Consider the following 20,382-nt stretch of genomic DNA (forward strand, 5'->3'; position numbering starts at 1 on the left):
GATTAATAGCGTTCTATTACTAAATCCTCATAATCATATCTAGGGTCTAGTTTAACCTCACCTTTATACTTAACTACATGAATCTTATTGCCTAATAATGCTTTATCATATGTTTCTTGCTTTACCCATACCTTTTTAAGTTCATTATCTACGTATAATGTCAATGTAGGGTGTTTAAATATGATATGCTCTTTTTCGATTTGTCTTTCTATAACAGTCACCTCCATAGGCTTACCGTTACGAATTAGTTCTCTATCTTGAAACCCCTCAATTACAGAAAGTACAACAAAGAGTAAAACGCAAAGACTAATGTAAATCCAAGTCTTCTTTTTATTCTTTTTCTTTTTCTTTTCTGATTCAGGTTTCTTATCTAACTCTTCAAGTTCATCGTCTTCAAAATCATCTGACTCAAAGATAAAGACTTCTCTACCGTCTTTACTTTCAAGTATAACTTCTACTGAATCATCAGGCTCTTTTTCTAAGTTTATCTGTTTCTTTTCGCTCATTCGTATGCTCCTATATGGTATTTTGGGTCAATCTTAATTCTACCTTTGTACTGAATCGCTTCGAATGTGTCACCTTTCTTTACGTCATCATAGAAAGGTTTATTTACGTGAATACTGTATAGTTTATTATCTAAGTAATACTCTACCGTATAATAAGTACCTCCTCTTGCCGGCAGTTCTTTTTTACTTACAACTACAATTTCAACTGGTTTTCCTTTTTCTAATAGTTGCTGTTCGTCCCTATTTAGTACCCACATAAAAGGAAATAAAAATAAATATTTTGTACCTTAGGAAGTATATGATTATCTGTAGTTTTCAAATGTATATCACTTAAATGAATAATACCTACCTTCATACGCAAACCCCTTTTACCTTTTTTGCGAATTTATGGATCAAATTAGTTGAAATGAAAAATTTATACATCTTTTATTCTACTATACTACCTTTAACGTAATAAAAAAAAATAAGGACTAAAATTTATTTTTTAGTCCTTACTCAATAAATACTTTTCATTTAAAATTTACACTTAATTAGATTCTCACATCTTTTATGATAGTTCACCGTAACAGATATAACCTAGACCTTTTTACTTAGGATATTTTAAAAGATTTTTATTAGTTGCAGTAGCCGAAGTTTATTTTTGTTTTACATACTTGATAGTGTTAAAAGTCTTAGGACTAAATAATTGAATGTTCTTTCCATCAAAGTTTTGAACTGTATACGGAACATCTACATTCTTTGCCTCTTTTTGTTCTTCACCGTTTATTAAGTTCTTTTCCACATGCAATGTGATAGTTTGAGAATTAGAGTCATAAGTCCATTTACCTTTAGCATAAGTCTTATCCTTGTTTGGATAATCACCTTTTCCATACGCTTCGTATGTTCCATCGTCATTCATGATTAAAGAAACAATAAAGCCTTCCGATTTATCTAATCCCCACTTACCTACTAGTTCTTTCCCTTCTTTAGATAAGTTAGTTCTTACTACTTCTGAGTCGATACCAGATTTCTTATCTAATTCTCTTAAAGTTTTAGCGGTTACTGTACCATCAGTGCCGATTTTTATCTTATCTTCAAGATTTTTATAGAATTCAAACCAATACTCGTCACCCTTTTTCAGTTCAGATTCAGCTTCTTCCATTAATTCTTTATCTGTTTTTGAACCTTGTTTTGTTCGAGTGAACACTTCATTATTTAGTTTAAATGCCTTTGTATAATGTTCCATAGCTTTTTCAACGTCTTTTTGTGTTTCTGCATACTCACTAGGTGGATCTATTGCTAAAAACTTGTCAATTACCTTATTTGCTTCATTTAGTTTGTTTACAATATCCTTTTTCGTACCACCCTTACCATCTAATGCGTCTCTCAGTGTTTTATTAAAGTCTGCAAACTTTGAATCAAACTCTACACATAAGTCATTGATTTTATTAGGATAGTCTTCTTTTGAAACCTTTTCCTTTTTAATAGATTTTTGTGTTTCAACTGTTTTATCTTGTTTTTCTGTCGATGCTTTATCTACCCCACCACATCCCGCTAATAGCATGATAGGGATTGCAACACATAATAGTTTATTTACCTTCATAGATGTACCTACCTTTTCTGTGTTTATTTTCCACTTCATTCATCGTATCATTCACCTTCTTCACCGTCAAAAGCTCCTATGAAAAAAAGAAGCAACTTGCCGAAAGAAAGAGCAATTCTATGAAACAATGAGTTAAGGATAGTATGCGTCCAAGATTAGATCGTGAATCCGCTTTCATGATAAAATAGTTAACAAATATAGAGTTCATACTTGTTAACTATTCATAATATAAGTTAGTATCTTTATCAATAAAACCTTCCTTATTATTATCTATTATATTTTTTATATACACGATCATATTTGTTAATTTATGATGTATATAAGTTATTAAGAAACATCATAAAACTCTCTGAAACTAATTTAACATACTCATCTTTTAATTCATTGTCTTCTTCAAAATAATCCATGTCACAAAAGTAGATTTTACCATCCCTATCAATATCTAAGCATATCAAGCTATCTGCTGGGTCAATGCCTATAGGTAGCAAATTAAGCGGAACTATTTTACCTAAATTATATTGATTATAAAAGCTTTGCAAATTTGATTCTGTTTCTTCTGCTATTGGGAAAAACGACATAATTGAAGTTGTAATCGTCCCATCAGCTGTTTTAAACCTTCTTTTAACAGGTTTACCACCATTACTATGTAATAAAAACTTTTTATAGTCATCTGGTAATGTTACACCATACTTATTTTCAAAGTTCCTTATATCTTCACTTACTAGTGGTTTATATGAATACTCAAATTGTATCACTAAAATCCCACCTACTTTTCTTTTTGTTAGTGCTCATTTTATTTTTAAGAATATAATCTATCTAATAAATCTGTAAATGACTGACATACTGGGGTAATTAATGTACTTCCAGTTTCTTCGCAATTATAAAAAACAACTTTAGGCGAGTCAGCATTGTCATTATAGTCAAAACATAGTAAATTTCCAAAAGGATCTCTACCAAAAGGAATTAATTTTCGCGGTGAAAATTCAGAAAACATTTTTATATTTAAATCTTCATCGGTAAAACTAATCAAATCATTGAAAACAGCTTCAATTCTTCCATCATCACAATCAAAGGTATTAGGTTCCGGAAACCCTCCATCATTTTCCATTATACAGTTTTTATAATCATCAGGGAGTTTAAATCCAAATAATCTTTCAACTTCAATAATTTTTTTCATCTAAAGGTTCTCCTGAAAAAAGCCATTTTTTTAGTCCCATGAAATCATCTCCTTTATCTTTTGTTATTTCTCCTCTTCTACCAGCTTCTAATGATTTTATTTCTTCATTACTAAATCTTCAGTATATGAAGGTTGACTTTTTGCTGCTTACACCATCACACTTTTAAGGGCTTCTTTATCGATATGAAACTGCATCTAAAACAGCATACCAAGCATGTTGTTTTTTATCATCTTTCTCAATATGGGCAAATTCGGCTACATCTATATAATCTCCGCTATCAATGTAACCATATAAATCAGCAACTTCTATATCTTCGCCTTCAAGCCACTTCCAACAACTATCTAATGCCTCCCTACCAGTTTTATAACCATCTTCACTTATATGTATCAACCTAAACATTCTTTCAGCTATTATCAAACCTATTACAACTTTAGCCTCTTCATTTAGATTTTCTATGAAATTCAATATAAATATCACTCCCTTAATTTTAATAGCACCTACTACACTTCCAATCTATGAAGCTTCGACAAAACATAGGACGTCACTGTGACAAGCCTTTTTTCTATTGGCCATGCTCATAAAAACTTCTTTTGTCGTGTGCATTATATTTCACATAGAACTTATATGATATAGGATTTAGATTGGTTATGTTTGTCTTCTCTACAGCAAATACTATCAAATAAATAGCCTCTTTCCCTATTGTTTTTCATCCATCTTCTGCTTTAAATATTCAGCAATTTCTGTTTGCCCTCTTTCAATAGCAAATGCATAAGCATCCATATCTTTCATGTTGTCACCAGAGTATTTTATAGATATATCTATATTATTCTCAACTAACAATTTAACAATCTCAAAATGACCACCATATATTGCCGCAAACAGAGGATTTCTATCTGGTTCACTAGTATCAATCTCAATATTATGGTTAATGAGATATTCCGCAATCTCTAAATGTCCTTTTGTAGCCGCTCTTTCAAGGGCATTTGTAGAAAAAGTTCCACCTTGTGCATGAATATCTATCCCAGCATGAATAAGATATTCTATTATTTCTATATACCCATGAGTTACAGCTACATGTAACCATGTACCAAAGGGTGTCATCCATGTTAACATTTCTGAATCTTTCTCAAGCAAATCTCTTAATGTATCCAGTTGCCCCCTTTTTATGGCACCTCTAATATCTTTCGCAACTTGAGTCTTATCCATTTTAGTTTCTCCTTTAATTTTTATCCTCTAAAAGTAGCTCTTTGCACAAGGTCTTCTAATATTTCAACAATATCATTTAAGTCTCCACCTGCCGCATCGACTGCTTTTAATTAATTTGCACCTTTTCCCAAATACGCAATAGTATGACACCTTATATATATCATAAGCTTCTTTGTACGTTTGAAAATTGTATGCTCCGTATTCACTTCGAAACGAACCACTAATTTTCTAGCGAAGCTTCATCAGACGGACATCCCGATCTGCCTAGTTAGTGCCGAATGGAAATAACAATATTAAACAGCTGAATCAATTTAGCACCTGGGTTGTTACCTTATTTATATCCCCTTCATTATTTCTCTTGATGTATACATTTAATTTTTATTATAAATTCATATTGAATATTTTCATTTTTAAACGGATGTAACTATCAAGGTTAATTGGTATTTACCAACGATTGATATCTTGAAAACATCTTAAAAATCTAGTTTGTCTAAATCGTTATGTTTTATAAAACGATCTATTTCCATTTCCAAATCAACCCTATTAATATTTTTATCAAAAACAAACCCTATTTTACCATTACACTTTTTTAATTTAGTCGGCATATCCCAATACTCCATCTCATTTTCAAACTCATATAATCCAAAAGTAAGACACATATTTCTTCCGTTTTTATCAAAAAATAGAATTATGTTATCTTTATCAAAACCTTCATAAATAATATTTATTTTAGGATTATTCATTCCTTTACACCCTTCCAAGTAATATCCTAACTTAGATTACTAATTTTAACCTGACGATAAATTATTACTTACTCTCAACCACACATAAATGATAATATTTATCATTTAAACCACAACACGCATCCATTCCCGGATGTCTTCTATAACTTTTAATTGATCTTTATTTAAGTTTTTAACAATGCTTTCTGTTTTCTTACCAGCTTCACTAGTCCCCTTAACTCTACTAATTTCCTTACTAACTCCTGAACTAGCATTCCCTATTTTCTCCTCAAGCGAAGCCTCAATCCCCTGAATCTCATCATTGATTTTTTACTGCTATCTACATGATGCTCTTAACCTTTGCCATTTGTGCGCTTCAACGCCTTTGAATGTAGCTGCTATATGATTCAAGTAGCCAATTTACCCAAAAATTCAACCTTTCAATATAATAGATACACATTTGAAATAGTAAAAGCTGATTCTTATGAATCAGCTTTTACTATTTGTCCACAATTTTTAATTGTGTTATTAATATTTTATTCTTTTCTAGGTAAATAGACGATTATTTTTATAGCTTATACACTCGCCTTCCTAATCACCGAGTGTATAAGCTATAAAAATTACTATCTTTTTCATTTACTAAACGATTTAAGGTGCACATATGTAAATCTTCCACCATATCTTCAACAAACAACATTATTTAATACAAAATCATCTGAAAATTCCTCTGATGATTGAATAACATCTCTTATTGAATACCCCATAAAATTTAAATTATTGTCACACAATTTCTCAATTATCTCTCCAATTACTTTAATTTCTATGCATGTAATATTAATAAGAGAAAGCATTAAATAATTAGCTTATATATATCTATCATTTAATGCTTTCAGTTCTAATTTGTTGATTTTAAAGACTACCATACTCCTCCATAATCGCTTTTTCTATACAATATTTATAGAATTTTTCTATCAATTCATCAATATCCTTTTTTCTTACTATTTTCTTTAACCATTCTTCTGGAATATTATCCATTTTATAGTACATCCCCGCTAGTGCTCCTGTTATTGCTGCAACAGTATCTGTATCTTCTCCCAAATTAACAGCCTTTAAAACTGCTTCTTTAAAGGTTGCTGAATTCCCTAAACACCATATTGCCGCTTCCAAAGTTTGTACTACATAACCTCCTGAAAGTATTTCTTCCTCAGGTATATTAAAGAAATCTTTACTAAAAATTCGCATATAATGCTTTAATTCTTTTCTATATAAGTGGTTTACGTTAAAATTTTCATCAAAAAGCTCAAGTATTTCTTTTATAGATTTTTCAAGAGAATTATTATGATACAGCCTTAATAATAATTCTATATAAATAATTGAACCCACTATAGAACGAGGATGAGCATGAGTGATTTCTGTATATTTTTTAATTATCTCTGTCTTTTTCACAAAATCAAACTCATTATGCAGTAGAAATACCAATGGTGAAATTCTCATTATAGCACCATTACCATTATCATATTCAGAATCCCCCCCACATTTATCTGGTGAAGTACCTTCTTTAAACCTCCTAATTGCTTCAGCAGTAGCACTGCCTATATCAAACATCTTTCCAAACGGAGTGTAATACCCTTCATCTTGATATTGTACAAATTTCTCGAGCAAACTTTCTGTAGTTCCTTCTTCCATAATATTTTCTATTAAACATAAAGTTAGCGAAGTATCATCTGACCAAGTCCCAGGTGGTTGATTATATGTGCCATACCCAACTATATCTTGTATGTGGAATGAACCTCTCTGTTTAAATTCTACTGGAACTCCCATTAAATCGCCAAGAATACCACCATATAAAGTAGGAAGTACTCGCTTCTTTATGTTTAAACCAAGAAAAATTTTATTATCATCTTCCCATCTTTCTATCATTCTTCTACCAGACAATGTTTTTCACCTACTTTTTTAATATTAAATCTAAGGTAACATGTAATTTACCATTACACTCAACATTTATACTTTTTATAATCATTTCATGACTTGCATTCAAAAGTAACTCTGCCTCATTTGAAAATTGACTAATTTTACCTACATACGCCGCACTTGCACCTTTTGGGACATTTATTTCCCATGACACTTTCATGTAATCAAATGAAGATGCTTTTAAAATCGCAGTACTAACAAATCCATCATCTTTAATTGTTTTATTAATTAACGATTCAAAATCAGATCTCCCATCTTTTTCTAATTCAATCAAATCTTTAAACGGCTTTATATCTATCCCTCTATATACTTGCATATCATACGGAACTCATGCTTTATTTAAGCCACTCTTAATATCACTAATTACTTGCAAATTTATACCTTCTAAAGAGTCATTTAATCCTCTCAGATAGGAATTAATCTTACTATAATCATTTCCAGTATACTGTTTGATAGCATTCCTTTCACTTTCATTGAGTGATTCTATAAAACTATCATAATACTTACTTCCCCACTGATGAGCTTTTTCTAAATTAGTTATTGAGCCTTTACCCTCACTAACTCCCGGATTCTCTTTTTAGAAAGATAATGTCTAGCTAAAAGTTCTGCTTTCCAAGTATTTTATAGCATCAGAAAAAAGTCATATTTATGCATACCACTCAGCATCTGAAAATTGGTCAGCATTTTCATTAGGTTTTACGTTAAATTCATCAATGAACCTTTTTATTTCCGACATAATTATTACTTGGTCTTTTCTGTCTATAATAAAACCTCTATGATTATTCCAACTCTTATCAATCTCCAAGTTTATACTTATCTCTCGCTCACACCAATCCATAAAATCATACATAATCAATGTAAAACAAATGTTTAACTTATCAATTGTCATCCACAGTTTCGCTTTTCCATCCTCTATTTCTTGTATGCGGATTCTTAAATTTTTATCCACATACCACCGTGTATTTTGATTTTGTTTTTCCTCAATCATAATCATAACCTCCTGCTACTTATACAAACCTGTTAATACACCAAACGATCTTACGAAATTTATTCAAAAAGGAGAAACTTGGAATATTGGAATAAAACGGAAAACGGACTTCACATTAAAGAATGACGAAAATATGAGTTACAAGAACTAATAAACTACATCAAACAATACATAGATTTTCCAAAACATCATCCCAAGGACCTCTATTCAATCAAAAAAGCTGTTTATGATGTAAAATTCACTAAAGTTCTCAAAAGGTATGATGACTATCTGTGCTTTGATATTTTTGAAGAAACTATGAAAGGAAAGGAGTAAATTAATACTTTATATTATATTTCCCTTCTATTTTTATTAAGAGATTTTCTACGTTTTCAGCTTGTTCGGGATGACATCCAATATAAAATTTGCATGCTGTTTGCAGGTATTCAAATAATTCTTCGTGGGTCACGATGTCTTCCCATTCTTCGTCTATACCGTAAATAATACTTTATTTTCTCCGAAATACTCTTCATCATTTTGATCAAATTCATCTGAATATACTACGCCAATGGTATCTCGTCTTTCAACATCCTCTTTAAGGAACCCCTTTAAAATATCTACAAAATCATTATTAAACACAAACTGTCCTAATACAATAACGGTATAATTCTTTTTTAAGTTCTTTTGTTCAAAAATATCATAAAATTTTTCAAACTCTTCTTTTCTGTTTTGCATTTGCTCTCACTTCCTAACTATTTATTGCCAAATTCGAAAACAGGCCAAAAATTATCAATCTCACCAGTTTCAAGGTTTCTGAGTCCTTCAAATTTAAGACCGTTTTTAGCAATCCCTTTTAGTTTTTCTTTGTTATGATTTATTAATGGCTCCATTTCAAAGATATTCTCCATTGCTTCCTTACCAAACTTAACAATGTCTTCGTTCGATATTATATTTGGATCGTAGATACGCATCTTTCAGAGAGTGTGATCCTCCGCCTTTCCCTCCACTTGCTAGCGAAACGGCAGGGCCTCCACCAGGAATCTATTCATACTCCAGCAATGTTTTAATCGCATGTTGGATTTTCTTATCTGCTTAGACAAAAGTATTTTTAACTGTTGTTTTCCCTTTATTCTATAGATCCCCTACTTTATTAACTAGACTTTTAGTTTTAGAAGCGACGAAGGATCCCCCTTCTTGTAGCTTACTTGACACTTTCTTCGCTCCATCAAGAAGGACTTTTCCACCTTTCTCTATTGCTCCTACAACCATTTTTCCGTCATACTTAATTGCTTTTCCAGCAACACTGAGGACTTTTCTAACCGGAATAATGTTCAAAAGCGTCCAACTTGCCGCAATAAGTCTTTCTTTTGCGGATAACTCTTTTCCTATCCGTGTGTCTGTACCTATAACTGCTCTAATCGCATCGTTTACATCAATAAACTCATCAGCTTGCTAATACTTTTAAACAATATTTCGTAATTTTTCTAGATGACTTATATTTCCTTCTTTTAATTATATCTCGTTTTTCATTTCAACAAAAAACTGGAAGATTATTCACATCTTCCAGTTCAGGTTGTATAGACAAAAGCTTCAACAAATAACGTTATAAAGTGGAGATGTTCCTTTACCAGTAATCGAGAAACTCGCAAAATTGCATAATAACGATATTTATTCTATTTCTAAAACTATACACGAAGTTATTAATTTAATTAATCTTCAGAATCCTCATTATTCATAATATATTCGATATCTTCATCCGTAAATTCATTTCCTTTAAATACCGGATGCCCGTTTGGATCAAGCATCCCCATCACTTTTTTATCTTTATCAGACACAATCAATGTATAGTCCTCCATAAGAAAAGGGTTTTCTGGTAAATCTACTAATACTCTCCATGCCGGTCTTACATCATCATTATTTCTATTTTCTTTATCAATTTTGAATGTATAAGCCTCATCAAATCGTAAATTTCGAATATCTTCATCGATTGTTCCATCCAGTTCATGTTCTTGATGATATGTTTTAGCAATTTCTATAACTTCTTCTGGCTTCAATATTACATTAATCGTAATTCCCTCTAATTTACGATAATGTCTTGGAAAATCTCTGTCAACAGACTCTAATAAAGCGTCTAATTCTTCTTTAGTCCTATTGTGATAAAATTTTTTTATCATTTTTTCTCCTCCTCAATCACTTATATTTCATTCGCAATCTGTTTATATATTCTCTTGAATGTTGAATTGATGCGTTATCAAATAAATGCTGATTTTTCATGATTTGTTCAAATACATATTCTTCTCTTTCCAACTAAGATTCATATATTGCTCTTTTCCTATATCTAACTCCCATTTGTTCGTTTTCTTACTTCAGCATTTGCTTTACCAAATGCATCTTCTACATCTTTCAATACGATATTTGGATTAATCTCAAAGCCTTCTATTTTGAAAACACCATTCTTCAAATTACTCATTAGTTAATTCCATCTCCTGCATTACTTCTCTCTAATAACGTCTTTTATATCACCAATTTTACCTACACTTAATTGATTATTATCTATTTTTAAAATATTTGATTCTTCAATTATTACCTCTAAAGTATCACAAGTACTTTTACAAACATAGTTTCTATCTCTATCCATTTGCTACAGTAATATAGGACATGATGCTTTTCAGATGCTCCTTCTTATATGCCTCAAACCCTACCTTTAAGTTTTTTTCCACTAACCCTTATCTTGCTTCCAACTTTAATAGTTCCTTAGGATTAAAAAATTAACTCGTAATAAACAAAAAGCATTAAATATTCGGATTATAAATCCTTATTTAATGCTTTTCGCCTTACTTTTCTTTATTTTAGAGACTACCATATTCTTCTATAATTGCTTTATCCGCACAAAACTTATAGAAATTCTTTATCAGTTCATCAATATCTTGCTTTCTTACTATTTTTTCTAACCATTCTTCTGGAATTCCATCCATTTTATAATACATTCTGCTAATGTTCCTGTTATAGCAGCTACTGTATCCGTATCTCCACCCAAGTTCACTGCCTTTAAAACCACTTCTTTAAATGATGTTGAATTTCCTAAACACCAAATGGTAGCCTCTAAAGTATGGACTATATAACCATCTGATAAGATTTCATTTCTAGGTATACTAAAAAAATCATTTTCAAAAAGCCTTGAATAATGTTTCAATTCATCTTGGTATTTATGGCCTTTATCAAAATTTTTATCAAATAGCCTTTTAACTACTTCTAATGATTCTTGAAGATTATCATTATGGTAAAGCCTTATCAAACATTCAATATAAATAATGGATCCTACTATAGCACGAGGATAAGCATGAGTAATTTCAGTATATCTTTTTATCATTTCTACTTCTTTTATAAAATCAAACTCATTATATAGTAGTATAAAAGCCAATGGTGCTATTCTCATGATTGCACCATTACCATTATCGAACTCAGCTTTCCCACCACATTTTTCTGGTGAATGTCCTTCCTCAAAACGAATAATAGCATCCTTCCAATATCGAACATTTTTCCAAACGGAGTTCAATATCCCTCCTTTTTATATTTAATAAATTTATCCATTAAAATACTTATGCTTTCTTCTTTTATCAGATTTTTGATTAGACACAAAATCAAAGAGGTATCATCTGACCATGTTCCAGGTGGTTGGTTATAGGTTCCATATCCACTCACATCATCTATATAAAATGTGTCTCTTTGCTTAAATTCAACTGGAACGCCTAAAAAATCCCCAGTAATTTCACCATATATTGTGGGGAAAACTCTTTGTTTAATGCTCAAGCTAAGAAAAGACTTATTATCATCTTCCCATTTATCAATCATTCTTCTACCAGGCATTTCTATCACGCCTATTCCTTATCTAGCTAAATACTGTTAGATTTTTAAGAGATTGATGGATACCAAGAAAATTTTGTATCACTATCAAGTGGTGTATCCTGGGTTTCCTTTTTGATTATGCTGAACCATTTGTTTAATATTTGAGCTTTTGGTAATTGTGAGGCAGGGTCGTCTTCCCAGATGATGTGTGAAAACCAGGCCTTTGTTTCCCATTCAAATTGCAGTTCTGCAAACGAAATTGTAGGATGGTCCGCTTCATAAAATTGTCGGTTTACTGCATCTGAAACTTCCGAAGCTTGTGGTAACAACTCATTCTTAATTCTATTTTTAATCGTCTGATTTTCTAACTGATCCCAAAAATACAATTGCCCGTTCATTTGATAAAAAATATCAAATGAAGCCTCACTATTTTTCAAATTAAGCAATATAAAAGCACGTTCCACATTATTGTCAGCAGCTTTTACAGTATTGATAATTAAATTTTGTGCAATTGAGACCCAATAGCTATTGGCTTCTTCTAATGGGGATTCAACATACAATTCTTCATTTAATTCATTGAGGGTTGCCTCATTATTGTTTACTTGTTCCACTTTCTTAAAAAATCTATTGAAAAAACCCATGATTTCTCCTCCTCTTTTTCATTCACTTATAATACATTTGAATAATTAGATAATATTGACAATGCAATCATATCATTTTCAGATGAGGTATGAAACCAATTTAATGAATGGAGTTTGTTCTTGTATTTACTTTGTATATTTGAGAAACTGAATTTAAACAAAACCTTTGTTTAAAGTAAGGATGGAAATTAGAAGTTCAATTTTGCAAAGATGGTGGGAAAATGGAAGAGAAAAAAACAAGAAGTAAGAAATATTATAGAATTGCTTTTCTTGTATCAACAAGTTACATTTGGTTTTTGATTCTAGCGGCATACAGTATGGGGATTCCGTAATATATCAAGTTGCTCGGGGAGATCGCTCTAATAACAGCCTTTACATGTTACTTTTCCGTGCCTATTTTTTATATTACTTTGCCTTTAGTATATATTCGTGTTGTACTTTCCTGTTTCCGTATATACACTTCAGAGCGAATGTTGGCTTATTATGCACTTTCTTGTTTTGTTTTAGGGCTTGCTTTATTTCTTCCTTTAAAAATTTATGGTTTTTATGAGGAGAACTACATATTCACGAAGCAGGTTCATGATCAACGCATTGAAGAAAAAATAAAACAAGCGATTGAAAAAAATAATGGTCCCATTCAGATTACATATGTGACAAGGGAAAGTATGCTGCAATCGAATGAAGGTTCAGGAAGTCCTGTATATCCCAAAATAAACATTCATTTTGAGTTATTAAACTGTGATAAACAAAATGGTGGAGGCAGTGGCTTTTCATGTGAATCTTCTGTCGAAGCATACTACAAAGATAAAAAGTGGCTGGTAGATTATAATTCAAAAGAAAATACAGGTGTTATGAATCTATCTAAAGATAACCAACGTGCTGTAGAAGTAGAAAAGCAGCTAGCTCTTACTCCTGAGGAAGAGGTGAATATCTGTAACAGTGCTGAATCAAAAGCGATTCAATATGTGAAAAATGAGTATAATTCGGATTTAACAATTGTAAAAAAAACGTTTAATAAGCATACAAGTTCCTACAAGAAAGAAAATAGACCATCGAATGCAATTCATGCACTAACCATTAACGGATATTTAAACACGGATTCCCAAAAAGATATCACGGTTAGGTTAGAATATGATCCGATTGCAAGGGAATATTGGTCTCATATCTATGAAATGAGCGATGGAGCTAAAAAGGAGATAGAAAAACAAATCGAATTGAAAAAAGAGATACATAATAAAAAATGAAATAGCAAAACAAACATCCCCCATGTCTGCTGTCATATATAGTGAACCACTGGTTGAGGTGTTTGTTTTCGTTCTAGAAACAATCTATAATTTCTCTTACTTTAATTTCTCTTCAATTGTAAATTTAGCCATAAGAAAAGCACCTCCAATTGTTAGACTGTGTCTAACAATTGGGGTGCACTTCACTAAAGGTGGATTTCTAATTTTTATATTTATCTTTCTCCTGTTAACAAACTATTTTATATTCATTTAATATCTTCTTCAGCAATTATTATTTCATTTATTAACTTTGTTTCACATACCTAGTTGTATTAAATGATTTATCGTTGAATAATTGCAAGTTCTTTCTATCATAGTTTTGAACTTTATAATCTATGTCTTTTTGAACAACCTCTGCTTCTACACCGTTTGACATTTGTTTTGTGATATGTAGTTTTAATATTAAACTAGCTTTATCATATTCCCATGTACCTTCTATATGGTTCGTTTTCTTTGGATACTCTTCTGCGTTGTAAACTTCGAAAATTTTAGGACTTCCACCTTTTAAGATAAATGATGGTTTAAATCCGTCAGAAGTCTGTACGCCCCAGTTACCAATTAATTCAGTACCATCTATTACGTTCTTCTGTACCGCATCATAGTCGATTCCGGCTTTCTTATCTAAGTCTTTAATATCTTTAACCGATACTGTACCATCACCGACTTTTGTATTCTTATCTTTAAGTGAGTTAATTGCTTTATACCAGTATTCGTCACCTTGTTTCAGAATCTTCTCTGACTCTTCAACCATTTCTTTGTCAGTCTTTTCGCCTTTTTCTCTAGTTGATTTTCTAGTAAACACTTCTTCTACTATTTTGGAGGACTCTCTAAAGTAACCAGTCGCTTTTTCAAGGTTTTTCTGTTCTTCTATATACTCTTTAGGTGGGTCTATAGATTCAATCTTATCTAATACCCCATCCAGTTCTTTTATTGAATCTAATACGTCTGATTTCTTTTTCTTGCCGTCAAAGAGTTCTCCTATTGTATCATTATGCTTCTTAAATATAGTATCAAACTCTTCAACTAGTCCAACTACCCTAGTTGTGTATTCTTCTTTTGATACCTTCACTTTCTTAACAGAAGACTTCTTTTCATCTTCTTTAGCGGATTTAGACTCTTCTGTCTTTGTTTCCTTAGATTCAGTTTTATCCGATACCCCACAACCGAATAATAACATAACTGGAATTGCTACACCTACTAGTTTCTTTGCTTTCATGACTAATTTATCCCCTTTAAATTTTACTGATTAAAACCGTTTTCGTTACTTCCACCATATCCATATTATTCCTATATATCGTACCATTCACCTTCTTCAACGTCAAAGTGTCTTTCCTTGAAGTCTTCATTTCTTCTATAGGGATTTTCAAAGGTTTGTTAACAGAATGGCTTTATGTTAACAAAAGATGCTTTCATATACAGAAAACACCTTTTCAATCTACAACTATCTTTTATAATCTATTACTTTTTTCTATGTAAGCGTAAAGTAACTCCAAAAAATACAATAAAATTTAATGTTGGAGTTACTTTATGTTTACCTATTGAAGCAATATAGTTGAAGAAGAACATTCCAAGAGTATTAGATGAAATGATAAAATTAAACAAAAAACTCGTATAAGGGTGGGAAAAACGATGAACATTCCTAAACAATTCATTAAACCGTTTCCTGCGTATGAAGAAGTATTTTATGATAATTTGGAACAGCATAAAAAACACTTTTTGCCTATTTGTTCTATCAACTTACAATGTATTGAACCCGAATGGAACCAATGGTTACATGTTGTATCAGCAAAGGAAATTCACGAAGGGTGCGTTGGTGATTTTACCCAGCCGTTTCACACCAATTTTACGAAAGAAGATACGTTAGGTTTTGATGTCGTAGACGGAAAGTATAAATTTGAAGCAGATTGGAATTACTTTAAAATTGAGCAGAACCCTTCCGAGATTGTAGAGAAAGCCTATGTACATAATGAAAAAGACTACCAAATCCGTAAAGAATTTTTCCAACGTAATCAGAAGATTTTTCCCTATTCTAGCTTCGGAAAAGAATTTACATCCGTAGAAGCAGTAGAAGCAGAGTTTGTCGAAAAGCAGACAAATGGCTGGGGATTAGATTATCCCAAGATAAATGAAATTCTGGATGATATACGTTTTATGACAGAAGAAGGCCAAGAATTATTGGAAGATTGCACTAGCGAAGACGAAATTTTTGACTATACCAATCTACTGTATGTGCCGAAAGATGAAGATGGTCATCTATTTACATATATCGGATTTACTACAGGCTATTTTTTTCAAGCTTATGGTGCGGATCGTATATACTTATTTTTCAATAAAGAATTAAGAAAAGCAGTAATTTGTTTTGAGTATACATAAAATACAAGAAGCAAGCGAAGCGGGAAAGAGCTGTCGGCAAGTATTTGATAGGTAAAGCTCTCAAAGAAAATATTAATTTCACCAATACTATTATTGAAGACAATAGAAAAACATAATTTTAAACAAAATTAACCATAGATTTTGATATACTTAACAAATATTTAACTAATTACATATACTAGAGTGCATTTTTGATGGGAAGTAAATATACAAAACTCAATGAACGTTATGGAGTTTTAAAATACCCAGTAACACTTACGGAAATGGTAGAGATTTCGAAGGAGTTGCCAAAGACCGAGCTTAAATTTTATGAATATGCTTTTGACGCGTTAAAGAAAACTATGAAGCAAGGAGAAAAGTATGGGCAACAGAAAAGTTAAATATTAAATAATAATACAACTAATGTTTCATTAAAAAAATGTTTTAGACTATAGAAAAAGGTATTAAACTGTTAAAAAATAGTTGTAGACTAAAAAGGTGTTTTCTATATGTGAAAACACCTTTTGTTACTATAATTCCCGTAAGTAGAAGTTATTTTTTTGGAAGTTAGTATAGTCATATGGACACAACTTAGTTAAATCCTTACAATGGATTTAACAGAGGATGTGTCCATATGATAACGCTTGTATTGAATCGCTTCATGACATTTTAAAGAAAGAAGTAGTATACCGCACACAATATGCCACGTTTGAACAAGCAAATCTAGCACTATTTCAATGCATTGAGGGATTTTATAACCGTAAGAGAATCCATAGTAACTTCCGTTATAAAGCTCCTCAAGCAATAGAAAATTGGGCTAAAAAAACCCCTTAGATTTAACTTTTTTGCCCAAGATGTTGACTTAAATCCAGGTCAATGACTTTGTATATCCCTGGACTGCTTCTAGCTTAACATGTACCTTCAGAATCTAACCAAATAGTCAAATTAATTTTTTAGATAATTCCTTTCCTCTTCAAGAAATGTTTTAAAGTTCTCTAATAAACTCTCTTGAGTAGAAAATTCTTTTTGAGGCATATAATTAATGACAGATACCATATCCTCTGGATATCCAAAAGAATCATAAAAACTAGCTATCTTATTTAATAACTCACGTTTGTCATATGTATTATCTCTCACTTTAGATAAATAGACATATCTTAACTTTCTATATTCTCTTTGCCACTCTGAGCTATATTTTTCAAAATCAGGAAGAAACTGTTCTTTTATCTCTGACATTGAATTAAATATGTTGTCTTCAGATACACCCCAAGCTAAATCATTAATTACGGGGTTTTCTTGTCCTTTTTCCAATAATTCAATTGCGTAACCAGTCAAAACTGAGATATTAAAAAAATGCTCTTCTATACCTATGTATATTGTTTTCCAATTATAGTTAACATCCTTTTTTTTAAAATCTTTTAAATTCAGCATTATTTTCCACCTTGTTTTTTAGGAATTTGATTTGGTATACCATTAATAACTCCATCAGTAATAAACCTTCTGTGCGACATCGCACCATTAGGTTCAATTATCCATTCAAATACTCCATTTTTCCCATTATAAAATCCTTCCACTTGAAATAAATCCCGCTCTATACCATCTCCTCCTTTAAATAAAAATCTTTGCGAAAATCTGGAGTAATTATCAATAACATCTGGAAATCCATGTTCTTTTGGAATTTGAGGAAATCCTTTTTCAGCATAAGGTCTGCTTTTCAAATCATTAGTGTAAATCGGACTATTCTTATCTACTTTTGTAGCACTACCTATTCTTTCTGCATCCAGAACTGGACCATTTAATTCTTCAATAACTCTTGGTTTAGATATGCTGGCTCCATTACTAGCACCCTTAGCAAGCGAAGCCTCAAGCCTCTTAATCTCATCATTGAGTTTGTTACTGCTACCTGCATGACGCGTATTAACCCACTCGGTAATCTTCCCAGGGGCTCCACCTTGCTTCCCTATCAATGTACCTCTCCAGCTGATTCAACGCCTTTGAAGGAAGCTACTACATAATCTATTCGCCAATCTGATTCATTTTTTCTTTTTCAGATTTTTCTACTTTTAGGCTTGCTAGTCTCACGCGCTCAAGCAAAATATTTTTATTGTCTTGCAATGATTGTACTATATTTAAATGAAAAGTAGTTTCTCCATCTCACCTTTTTGCTCATAACGCAAGGTTAATTATTAATTTGATTCTTTTACAATTTTCTCTACAACCGTCATACACTGTACATAGCCGTTACAAGCCATAAAAATTACTATAAAAAATTTAACACTCGGTACATTTATAAAATTGTAATGAACCCTCTAAACTCTATGATTAAACGCAAAAAAGCACTTGTTACCTTTAATAGACAATCAAGTACTTTAAGTTCATGTATATTCGTATGATTAAGTTCTTACTTCTTACAATAGATTTCAAAGAGGAAGTGTCGGTATGATAACACTTGTATCAAGTGTTTCATGCCATTCTAAAAAAAGAAATACACTGCACACAATCTGTCACGTTTAAGCGAGCAACTCTAGTATCATTGCAATACATTGAGAGATTTTATAACTGTAAGCGAATCTATATTTACACCCGTTATAAAACTCCTCAAGCAATAAAAAATTGGGTTAAAGAAATCGCTTAGATTTAACTTTTTTGTGTCCACGATATTGACTCAAATTCACACATGCCTTAATAATACATCTTATTTTATATTTTTTTATCAAAATCTATACTAGCAATTAACTCCTTTTACTCATTGCCTCAACAAATTTACTAATTGTTTCATTATCCTTTAACAAATTACTAATATATAACAAAACGTCAAATTCCTCTTCGTCAATATCATAATACATCATTCCTGGGTCAACAACTGGTTCATATTGAATTTCACATACCTTTTGATTCGAACTTAATATAATAAATAATCTATCAGTTTTAGTAATGTATTTATTACTACAATTGATATTATTTTTATTAAGCTCATATGATTTTGTATTTATTACAAAAAATAATTTTTTATTATAAACATATAAACCATATAATATATTATTATCAGTTACCCCTCCAACTCCATTTATAATACTATTAATATTCTCTATTTTGTACTCGTTGTCATGCAATACTATTTTTGAATCTATATCAAAATAATTTCTTAAAATAATCACACTATATATCCTCCTTTAATGCTTTAATCCTAACAAAGTATTCAATACATCATCTTTTTTCATAGAACCATTTATAACTGCATCCCATACTTCATCATCAGTAGGATTCAATTTCAAATCTTCCAACTTAGCCTTCTTAGATTTAAATAACCATGTTGCATCCGGACCTACCTTATTTCCATACATTTTCATATTCCTTTCTTCAATAGGTGCTAAATCTTCTGGGTTCATTTTTGCTCTTGACAATATTTTATCTTGATTTCTCATTTCGACCACTTTATTGGCTATTTCTTGTTTACTGGCTCCATTTGCAACCATTAAATCAATTTCTTCTTGTATCTTCCGTGATTGTTCTAGGTATTCTTTTCTAATAATATGATTATTTTTAGTTGCCTCTATATCTGTAAAATCATACTTTGAATATGTTGTACCTTCATTAGGTGAATAACCATATGCTTCCTTTTTATCAACATGAATTTCTTTAAGTACCTTTTCACTTACTTCTTCTATAGGAATCCCTTCACCAGTAACACCTATTCCAGTTTTTCTTATCCTCTCCGCAAGCGAATCCTCAATCCCCTGAATCTCATCATTAATTTTCTTACTGCTCTCTGCATGGCGTGCATGAACCCACTCGGTAACCTTTCCTGGGCCGCCTTACTTTCCTGCCAATGCACCGCTTCCAACTGGTTCAACGCCCTTGAAGAAGGCAAATGCATTATCCACACCCTCGGCCATTTTTCTACCCTGCTGATACATCTTGTCATTTCCAGATTTCCCTGTTTTAATCCAGCTAATTTGAAATAATCTAATTATTATTTTACCTACATGAATTTTTTATCGAAACTATTTTTATACTAAAACAAAAGGGGCTATCCCATAAGCAAGTGAAACTGATATTATCCCCTTAAGGTAGACAGTGTAAAAAGACCATGAATAAACATGGATGTTACACTTTTACTTGGAGGGG

General features: G+C 31.4%; 25 protein-coding genes and 4 pseudogenes. 4 read left to right on the plus strand and 25 right to left on the minus strand.

From position 1 onward, the window contains the following. Positions 1-2 precede the first annotated feature (2 nt). From JDS96_RS19590 to JDS96_RS19680, 20 genes and pseudogenes are all read right to left on the minus strand, one after another. Positions 3-506 (minus strand): hypothetical protein, encoded by a 504-nt coding sequence (locus tag JDS96_RS19590; protein ID WP_206777149.1) that lies wholly within the window; start codon positions 504-506, stop codon positions 3-5. Then, positions 503-763, minus strand: coding sequence for a hypothetical protein (locus tag JDS96_RS19595; RefSeq protein ID WP_199667767.1), 261 nt, complete (start codon positions 761-763; stop codon positions 503-505). Before JDS96_RS19595 ends, JDS96_RS19590 begins: the two co-directional genes overlap by 4 nt. A 377-nt stretch (positions 764-1,140) precedes the next feature. Continuing rightward, positions 1,141-2,088: a DUF3994 domain-containing protein gene (locus JDS96_RS19600; RefSeq protein ID WP_199667780.1), complete on the minus strand. Its 948-nt coding sequence runs from the start codon at positions 2,086-2,088 to the stop codon at positions 1,141-1,143. A 308-nt stretch (positions 2,089-2,396) separates the two neighbouring features. After that, positions 2,397-2,843, minus strand: coding sequence for an SMI1/KNR4 family protein (locus JDS96_RS19605; RefSeq protein ID WP_371388602.1), 447 nt, complete (start codon positions 2,841-2,843; stop codon positions 2,397-2,399). 44 nt (positions 2,844-2,887) lie between these two features. Then, positions 2,888-3,265, minus strand: a complete 378-nt coding sequence (locus tag JDS96_RS19610; protein ID WP_176544818.1) for an SMI1/KNR4 family protein — start codon at positions 3,263-3,265, stop codon at positions 2,888-2,890. Positions 3,266-3,440: 175 nt separating this feature from the next. Continuing rightward, a complete protein-coding gene (locus JDS96_RS19615) occupies positions 3,441-3,731 on the minus strand; it encodes an Imm6 family immunity protein (protein WP_199667768.1) in 291 nt (96 codons plus the stop codon). Positions 3,732-3,962: 231 nt separating this feature from the next. Next, a complete protein-coding gene (locus JDS96_RS19620) occupies positions 3,963-4,472 on the minus strand; it encodes an ankyrin repeat domain-containing protein (RefSeq protein ID WP_199667769.1) in 510 nt (169 codons plus the stop codon). 473 nt (positions 4,473-4,945) lie between these two features. Then, a complete protein-coding gene (locus tag JDS96_RS19625; protein ID WP_199667770.1) occupies positions 4,946-5,215 on the minus strand; it encodes a hypothetical protein in 270 nt (89 codons plus the stop codon). Positions 5,216-6,103: 888 nt separating this feature from the next. Continuing rightward, the gene (locus JDS96_RS19630; protein ID WP_242479943.1) at positions 6,104-7,129 is read right to left on the minus strand and encodes an ADP-ribosylglycohydrolase family protein; all 1,026 of its coding nucleotides are present in this window, start codon (positions 7,127-7,129) and stop codon (positions 6,104-6,106) included. Positions 7,130-7,139: 10 nt separating this feature from the next. After that, a pseudogene (locus JDS96_RS19635) lies at positions 7,140-7,706 on the minus strand (ADP-ribosyltransferase). Positions 7,707-7,811: 105 nt separating this feature from the next. Further along, on the minus strand, positions 7,812-8,153 hold the full coding sequence (locus JDS96_RS19645) for a hypothetical protein (RefSeq protein ID WP_199667772.1): 342 nt from the start codon (positions 8,151-8,153) through the stop codon (positions 7,812-7,814). Positions 8,154-8,469: 316 nt separating this feature from the next. Beyond that, on the minus strand, positions 8,470-8,601 hold the full coding sequence (gene cdiI, locus JDS96_RS33300) for a ribonuclease toxin immunity protein CdiI (RefSeq protein ID WP_374221005.1): 132 nt from the start codon (positions 8,599-8,601) through the stop codon (positions 8,470-8,472). A gap of 20 nt (positions 8,602-8,621) precedes the next feature. Then, positions 8,622-8,867 (minus strand): ribonuclease toxin immunity protein CdiI, encoded by a 246-nt coding sequence (gene cdiI / locus JDS96_RS32830; RefSeq protein WP_274605953.1) that lies wholly within the window; start codon positions 8,865-8,867, stop codon positions 8,622-8,624. 17 nt (positions 8,868-8,884) lie between these two features. Continuing rightward, a complete protein-coding gene (locus JDS96_RS32225) occupies positions 8,885-9,022 on the minus strand; it encodes a CdiA family toxin C-terminal domain-containing protein (protein WP_242479944.1) in 138 nt (45 codons plus the stop codon). A gap of 241 nt (positions 9,023-9,263) precedes the next feature. After that, entirely contained in the window at positions 9,264-9,569 is a 306-nt protein-coding gene (locus JDS96_RS32230) for a pre-toxin TG domain-containing protein (RefSeq protein ID WP_307838197.1), read from the minus strand. 272 nt (positions 9,570-9,841) lie between these two features. Next, positions 9,842-10,306, minus strand: coding sequence for a hypothetical protein (locus JDS96_RS19665; protein ID WP_199667773.1), 465 nt, complete (start codon positions 10,304-10,306; stop codon positions 9,842-9,844). A 16-nt stretch (positions 10,307-10,322) separates the two neighbouring features. Next, complete coding sequence (locus tag JDS96_RS32235) at positions 10,323-10,406, minus strand: hypothetical protein (protein WP_242479949.1); 84 nt, start codon at positions 10,404-10,406, stop codon at positions 10,323-10,325. 64 nt (positions 10,407-10,470) lie between these two features. After that, positions 10,471-10,602 carry a hypothetical protein gene (locus JDS96_RS32835; protein ID WP_255255194.1) on the minus strand — a complete coding sequence of 44 codons (132 nt, stop codon included), beginning with the start codon at positions 10,600-10,602 and terminating at the stop codon, positions 10,471-10,473. Between the two features lie 379 nt (positions 10,603-10,981). Beyond that, positions 10,982-11,999, minus strand: a pseudogene (locus tag JDS96_RS19675) (ADP-ribosylglycohydrolase family protein). 44 nt (positions 12,000-12,043) lie between these two features. Beyond that, positions 12,044-12,619 (minus strand): hypothetical protein, encoded by a 576-nt coding sequence (locus JDS96_RS19680; RefSeq protein WP_199667774.1) that lies wholly within the window; start codon positions 12,617-12,619, stop codon positions 12,044-12,046. 470 nt (positions 12,620-13,089) lie between these two features. Between JDS96_RS19680 and JDS96_RS19685 the strand changes: the two genes are divergently transcribed. After that, positions 13,090-13,863: a hypothetical protein gene (locus JDS96_RS19685; protein ID WP_242479945.1), complete on the plus strand. Its 774-nt coding sequence runs from the start codon at positions 13,090-13,092 to the stop codon at positions 13,861-13,863. A gap of 283 nt (positions 13,864-14,146) precedes the next feature. Here the strand turns inward: JDS96_RS19685 and JDS96_RS19690 are convergent, their stop codons facing one another. Then, positions 14,147-15,118 carry a DUF3994 domain-containing protein gene (locus JDS96_RS19690; protein WP_199667776.1) on the minus strand — a complete coding sequence of 324 codons (972 nt, stop codon included), beginning with the start codon at positions 15,116-15,118 and terminating at the stop codon, positions 14,147-14,149. Between the two features lie 413 nt (positions 15,119-15,531). On the opposite strand from JDS96_RS19690, the gene JDS96_RS19695 reads away from it, so the two are divergent. The 3 genes and pseudogenes from JDS96_RS19695 to JDS96_RS19700 form a co-directional block, all read left to right on the plus strand. Further along, positions 15,532-16,275, plus strand: a complete 744-nt coding sequence (locus JDS96_RS19695; RefSeq protein ID WP_098101862.1) for a siderophore biosynthesis protein — start codon at positions 15,532-15,534, stop codon at positions 16,273-16,275. Positions 16,276-16,466: 191 nt separating this feature from the next. Next, a pseudogene (locus JDS96_RS33475) lies at positions 16,467-16,631 on the plus strand (PH domain-containing protein); the annotation flags it as partial. A gap of 250 nt (positions 16,632-16,881) precedes the next feature. After that, positions 16,882-17,088: pseudogene (locus JDS96_RS19700) on the plus strand (IS3 family transposase); the annotation flags it as partial. A gap of 111 nt (positions 17,089-17,199) precedes the next feature. Here JDS96_RS19700 and JDS96_RS19705 read toward each other — a convergent pair. The 4 genes from JDS96_RS19705 to JDS96_RS32245 form a co-directional block, all read right to left on the minus strand. Next, positions 17,200-17,685, minus strand: coding sequence for a DUF2247 family protein (locus JDS96_RS19705; RefSeq protein WP_097786880.1), 486 nt, complete (start codon positions 17,683-17,685; stop codon positions 17,200-17,202). After that, positions 17,685-18,221, minus strand: a complete 537-nt coding sequence (locus JDS96_RS32240) for a hypothetical protein (RefSeq protein WP_242479946.1) — start codon at positions 18,219-18,221, stop codon at positions 17,685-17,687. Before JDS96_RS32240 ends, JDS96_RS19705 begins: the two co-directional genes overlap by 1 nt. 765 nt (positions 18,222-18,986) lie before the next feature. Further along, positions 18,987-19,412 carry a hypothetical protein gene (locus JDS96_RS19715; protein ID WP_199667777.1) on the minus strand — a complete coding sequence of 142 codons (426 nt, stop codon included), beginning with the start codon at positions 19,410-19,412 and terminating at the stop codon, positions 18,987-18,989. 15 nt (positions 19,413-19,427) lie between these two features. After that, positions 19,428-19,730: a hypothetical protein gene (locus tag JDS96_RS32245; protein ID WP_242479947.1), complete on the minus strand. Its 303-nt coding sequence runs from the start codon at positions 19,728-19,730 to the stop codon at positions 19,428-19,430. Between the last annotated feature and the right edge of the window lie 652 nt (positions 19,731-20,382).

Source organism: Bacillus cereus group sp. N21, from assembly GCF_016483395.1.
In the GTDB taxonomy this organism is placed as follows: domain Bacteria; phylum Bacillota; class Bacilli; order Bacillales; family Bacillaceae_G; genus Bacillus_A; species Bacillus_A pseudomycoides.

Coding starts and splice junctions, on each gene's coding strand:
- JDS96_RS19590 (WP_206777149.1), bottom strand. CDS start 506: ATGAGCGAAAAGAAACAGATAAACTTAGAAAAAGAGCCTGATGATTCA.
- JDS96_RS19595 (WP_199667767.1), bottom strand. CDS start 763: ATGTGGGTACTAAATAGGGACGAACAGCAACTATTAGAAAAAGGAAAA.
- JDS96_RS19600 (WP_199667780.1), bottom strand. CDS start 2,088: ATGAAGGTAAATAAACTATTATGTGTTGCAATCCCTATCATGCTATTA.
- JDS96_RS19610 (WP_176544818.1), bottom strand. CDS start 3,265: ATGAAAAAAATTATTGAAGTTGAAAGATTATTTGGATTTAAACTCCCT.
- JDS96_RS19620 (WP_199667769.1), bottom strand. CDS start 4,472: ATGGATAAGACTCAAGTTGCGAAAGATATTAGAGGTGCCATAAAAAGG.
- JDS96_RS19625 (WP_199667770.1), bottom strand. CDS start 5,215: ATGAATAATCCTAAAATAAATATTATTTATGAAGGTTTTGATAAAGAT.
- JDS96_RS19645 (WP_199667772.1), bottom strand. CDS start 8,153: ATGATTGAGGAAAAACAAAATCAAAATACACGGTGGTATGTGGATAAA.
- cdiI (WP_274605953.1), bottom strand. CDS start 8,867: ATGCAAAACAGAAAAGAAGAGTTTGAAAAATTTTATGATATTTTTGAA.
- JDS96_RS32225 (WP_242479944.1), bottom strand. CDS start 9,022: ATGGAGCCATTAATAAATCATAACAAAGAAAAACTAAAAGGGATTGCT.
- JDS96_RS19665 (WP_199667773.1), bottom strand. CDS start 10,306: ATGATAAAAAAATTTTATCACAATAGGACTAAAGAAGAATTAGACGCT.
- JDS96_RS32235 (WP_242479949.1), bottom strand. CDS start 10,406: ATGAAAAATCAGCATTTATTTGATAACGCATCAATTCAACATTCAAGA.
- JDS96_RS32835 (WP_255255194.1), bottom strand. CDS start 10,602: ATGAGTAATTTGAAGAATGGTGTTTTCAAAATAGAAGGCTTTGAGATT.
- JDS96_RS19680 (WP_199667774.1), bottom strand. CDS start 12,619: ATGGGTTTTTTCAATAGATTTTTTAAGAAAGTGGAACAAGTAAACAAT.
- JDS96_RS19685 (WP_242479945.1), top strand. CDS start 13,090: ATGTTGGCTTATTATGCACTTTCTTGTTTTGTTTTAGGGCTTGCTTTA.
- JDS96_RS19690 (WP_199667776.1), bottom strand. CDS start 15,118: ATGAAAGCAAAGAAACTAGTAGGTGTAGCAATTCCAGTTATGTTATTA.
- JDS96_RS19695 (WP_098101862.1), top strand. CDS start 15,532: ATGAACATTCCTAAACAATTCATTAAACCGTTTCCTGCGTATGAAGAA.
- JDS96_RS19705 (WP_097786880.1), bottom strand. CDS start 17,685: ATGCTGAATTTAAAAGATTTTAAAAAAAAGGATGTTAACTATAATTGG.
- JDS96_RS32245 (WP_242479947.1), bottom strand. CDS start 19,730: ATGGTTGCAAATGGAGCCAGTAAACAAGAAATAGCCAATAAAGTGGTC.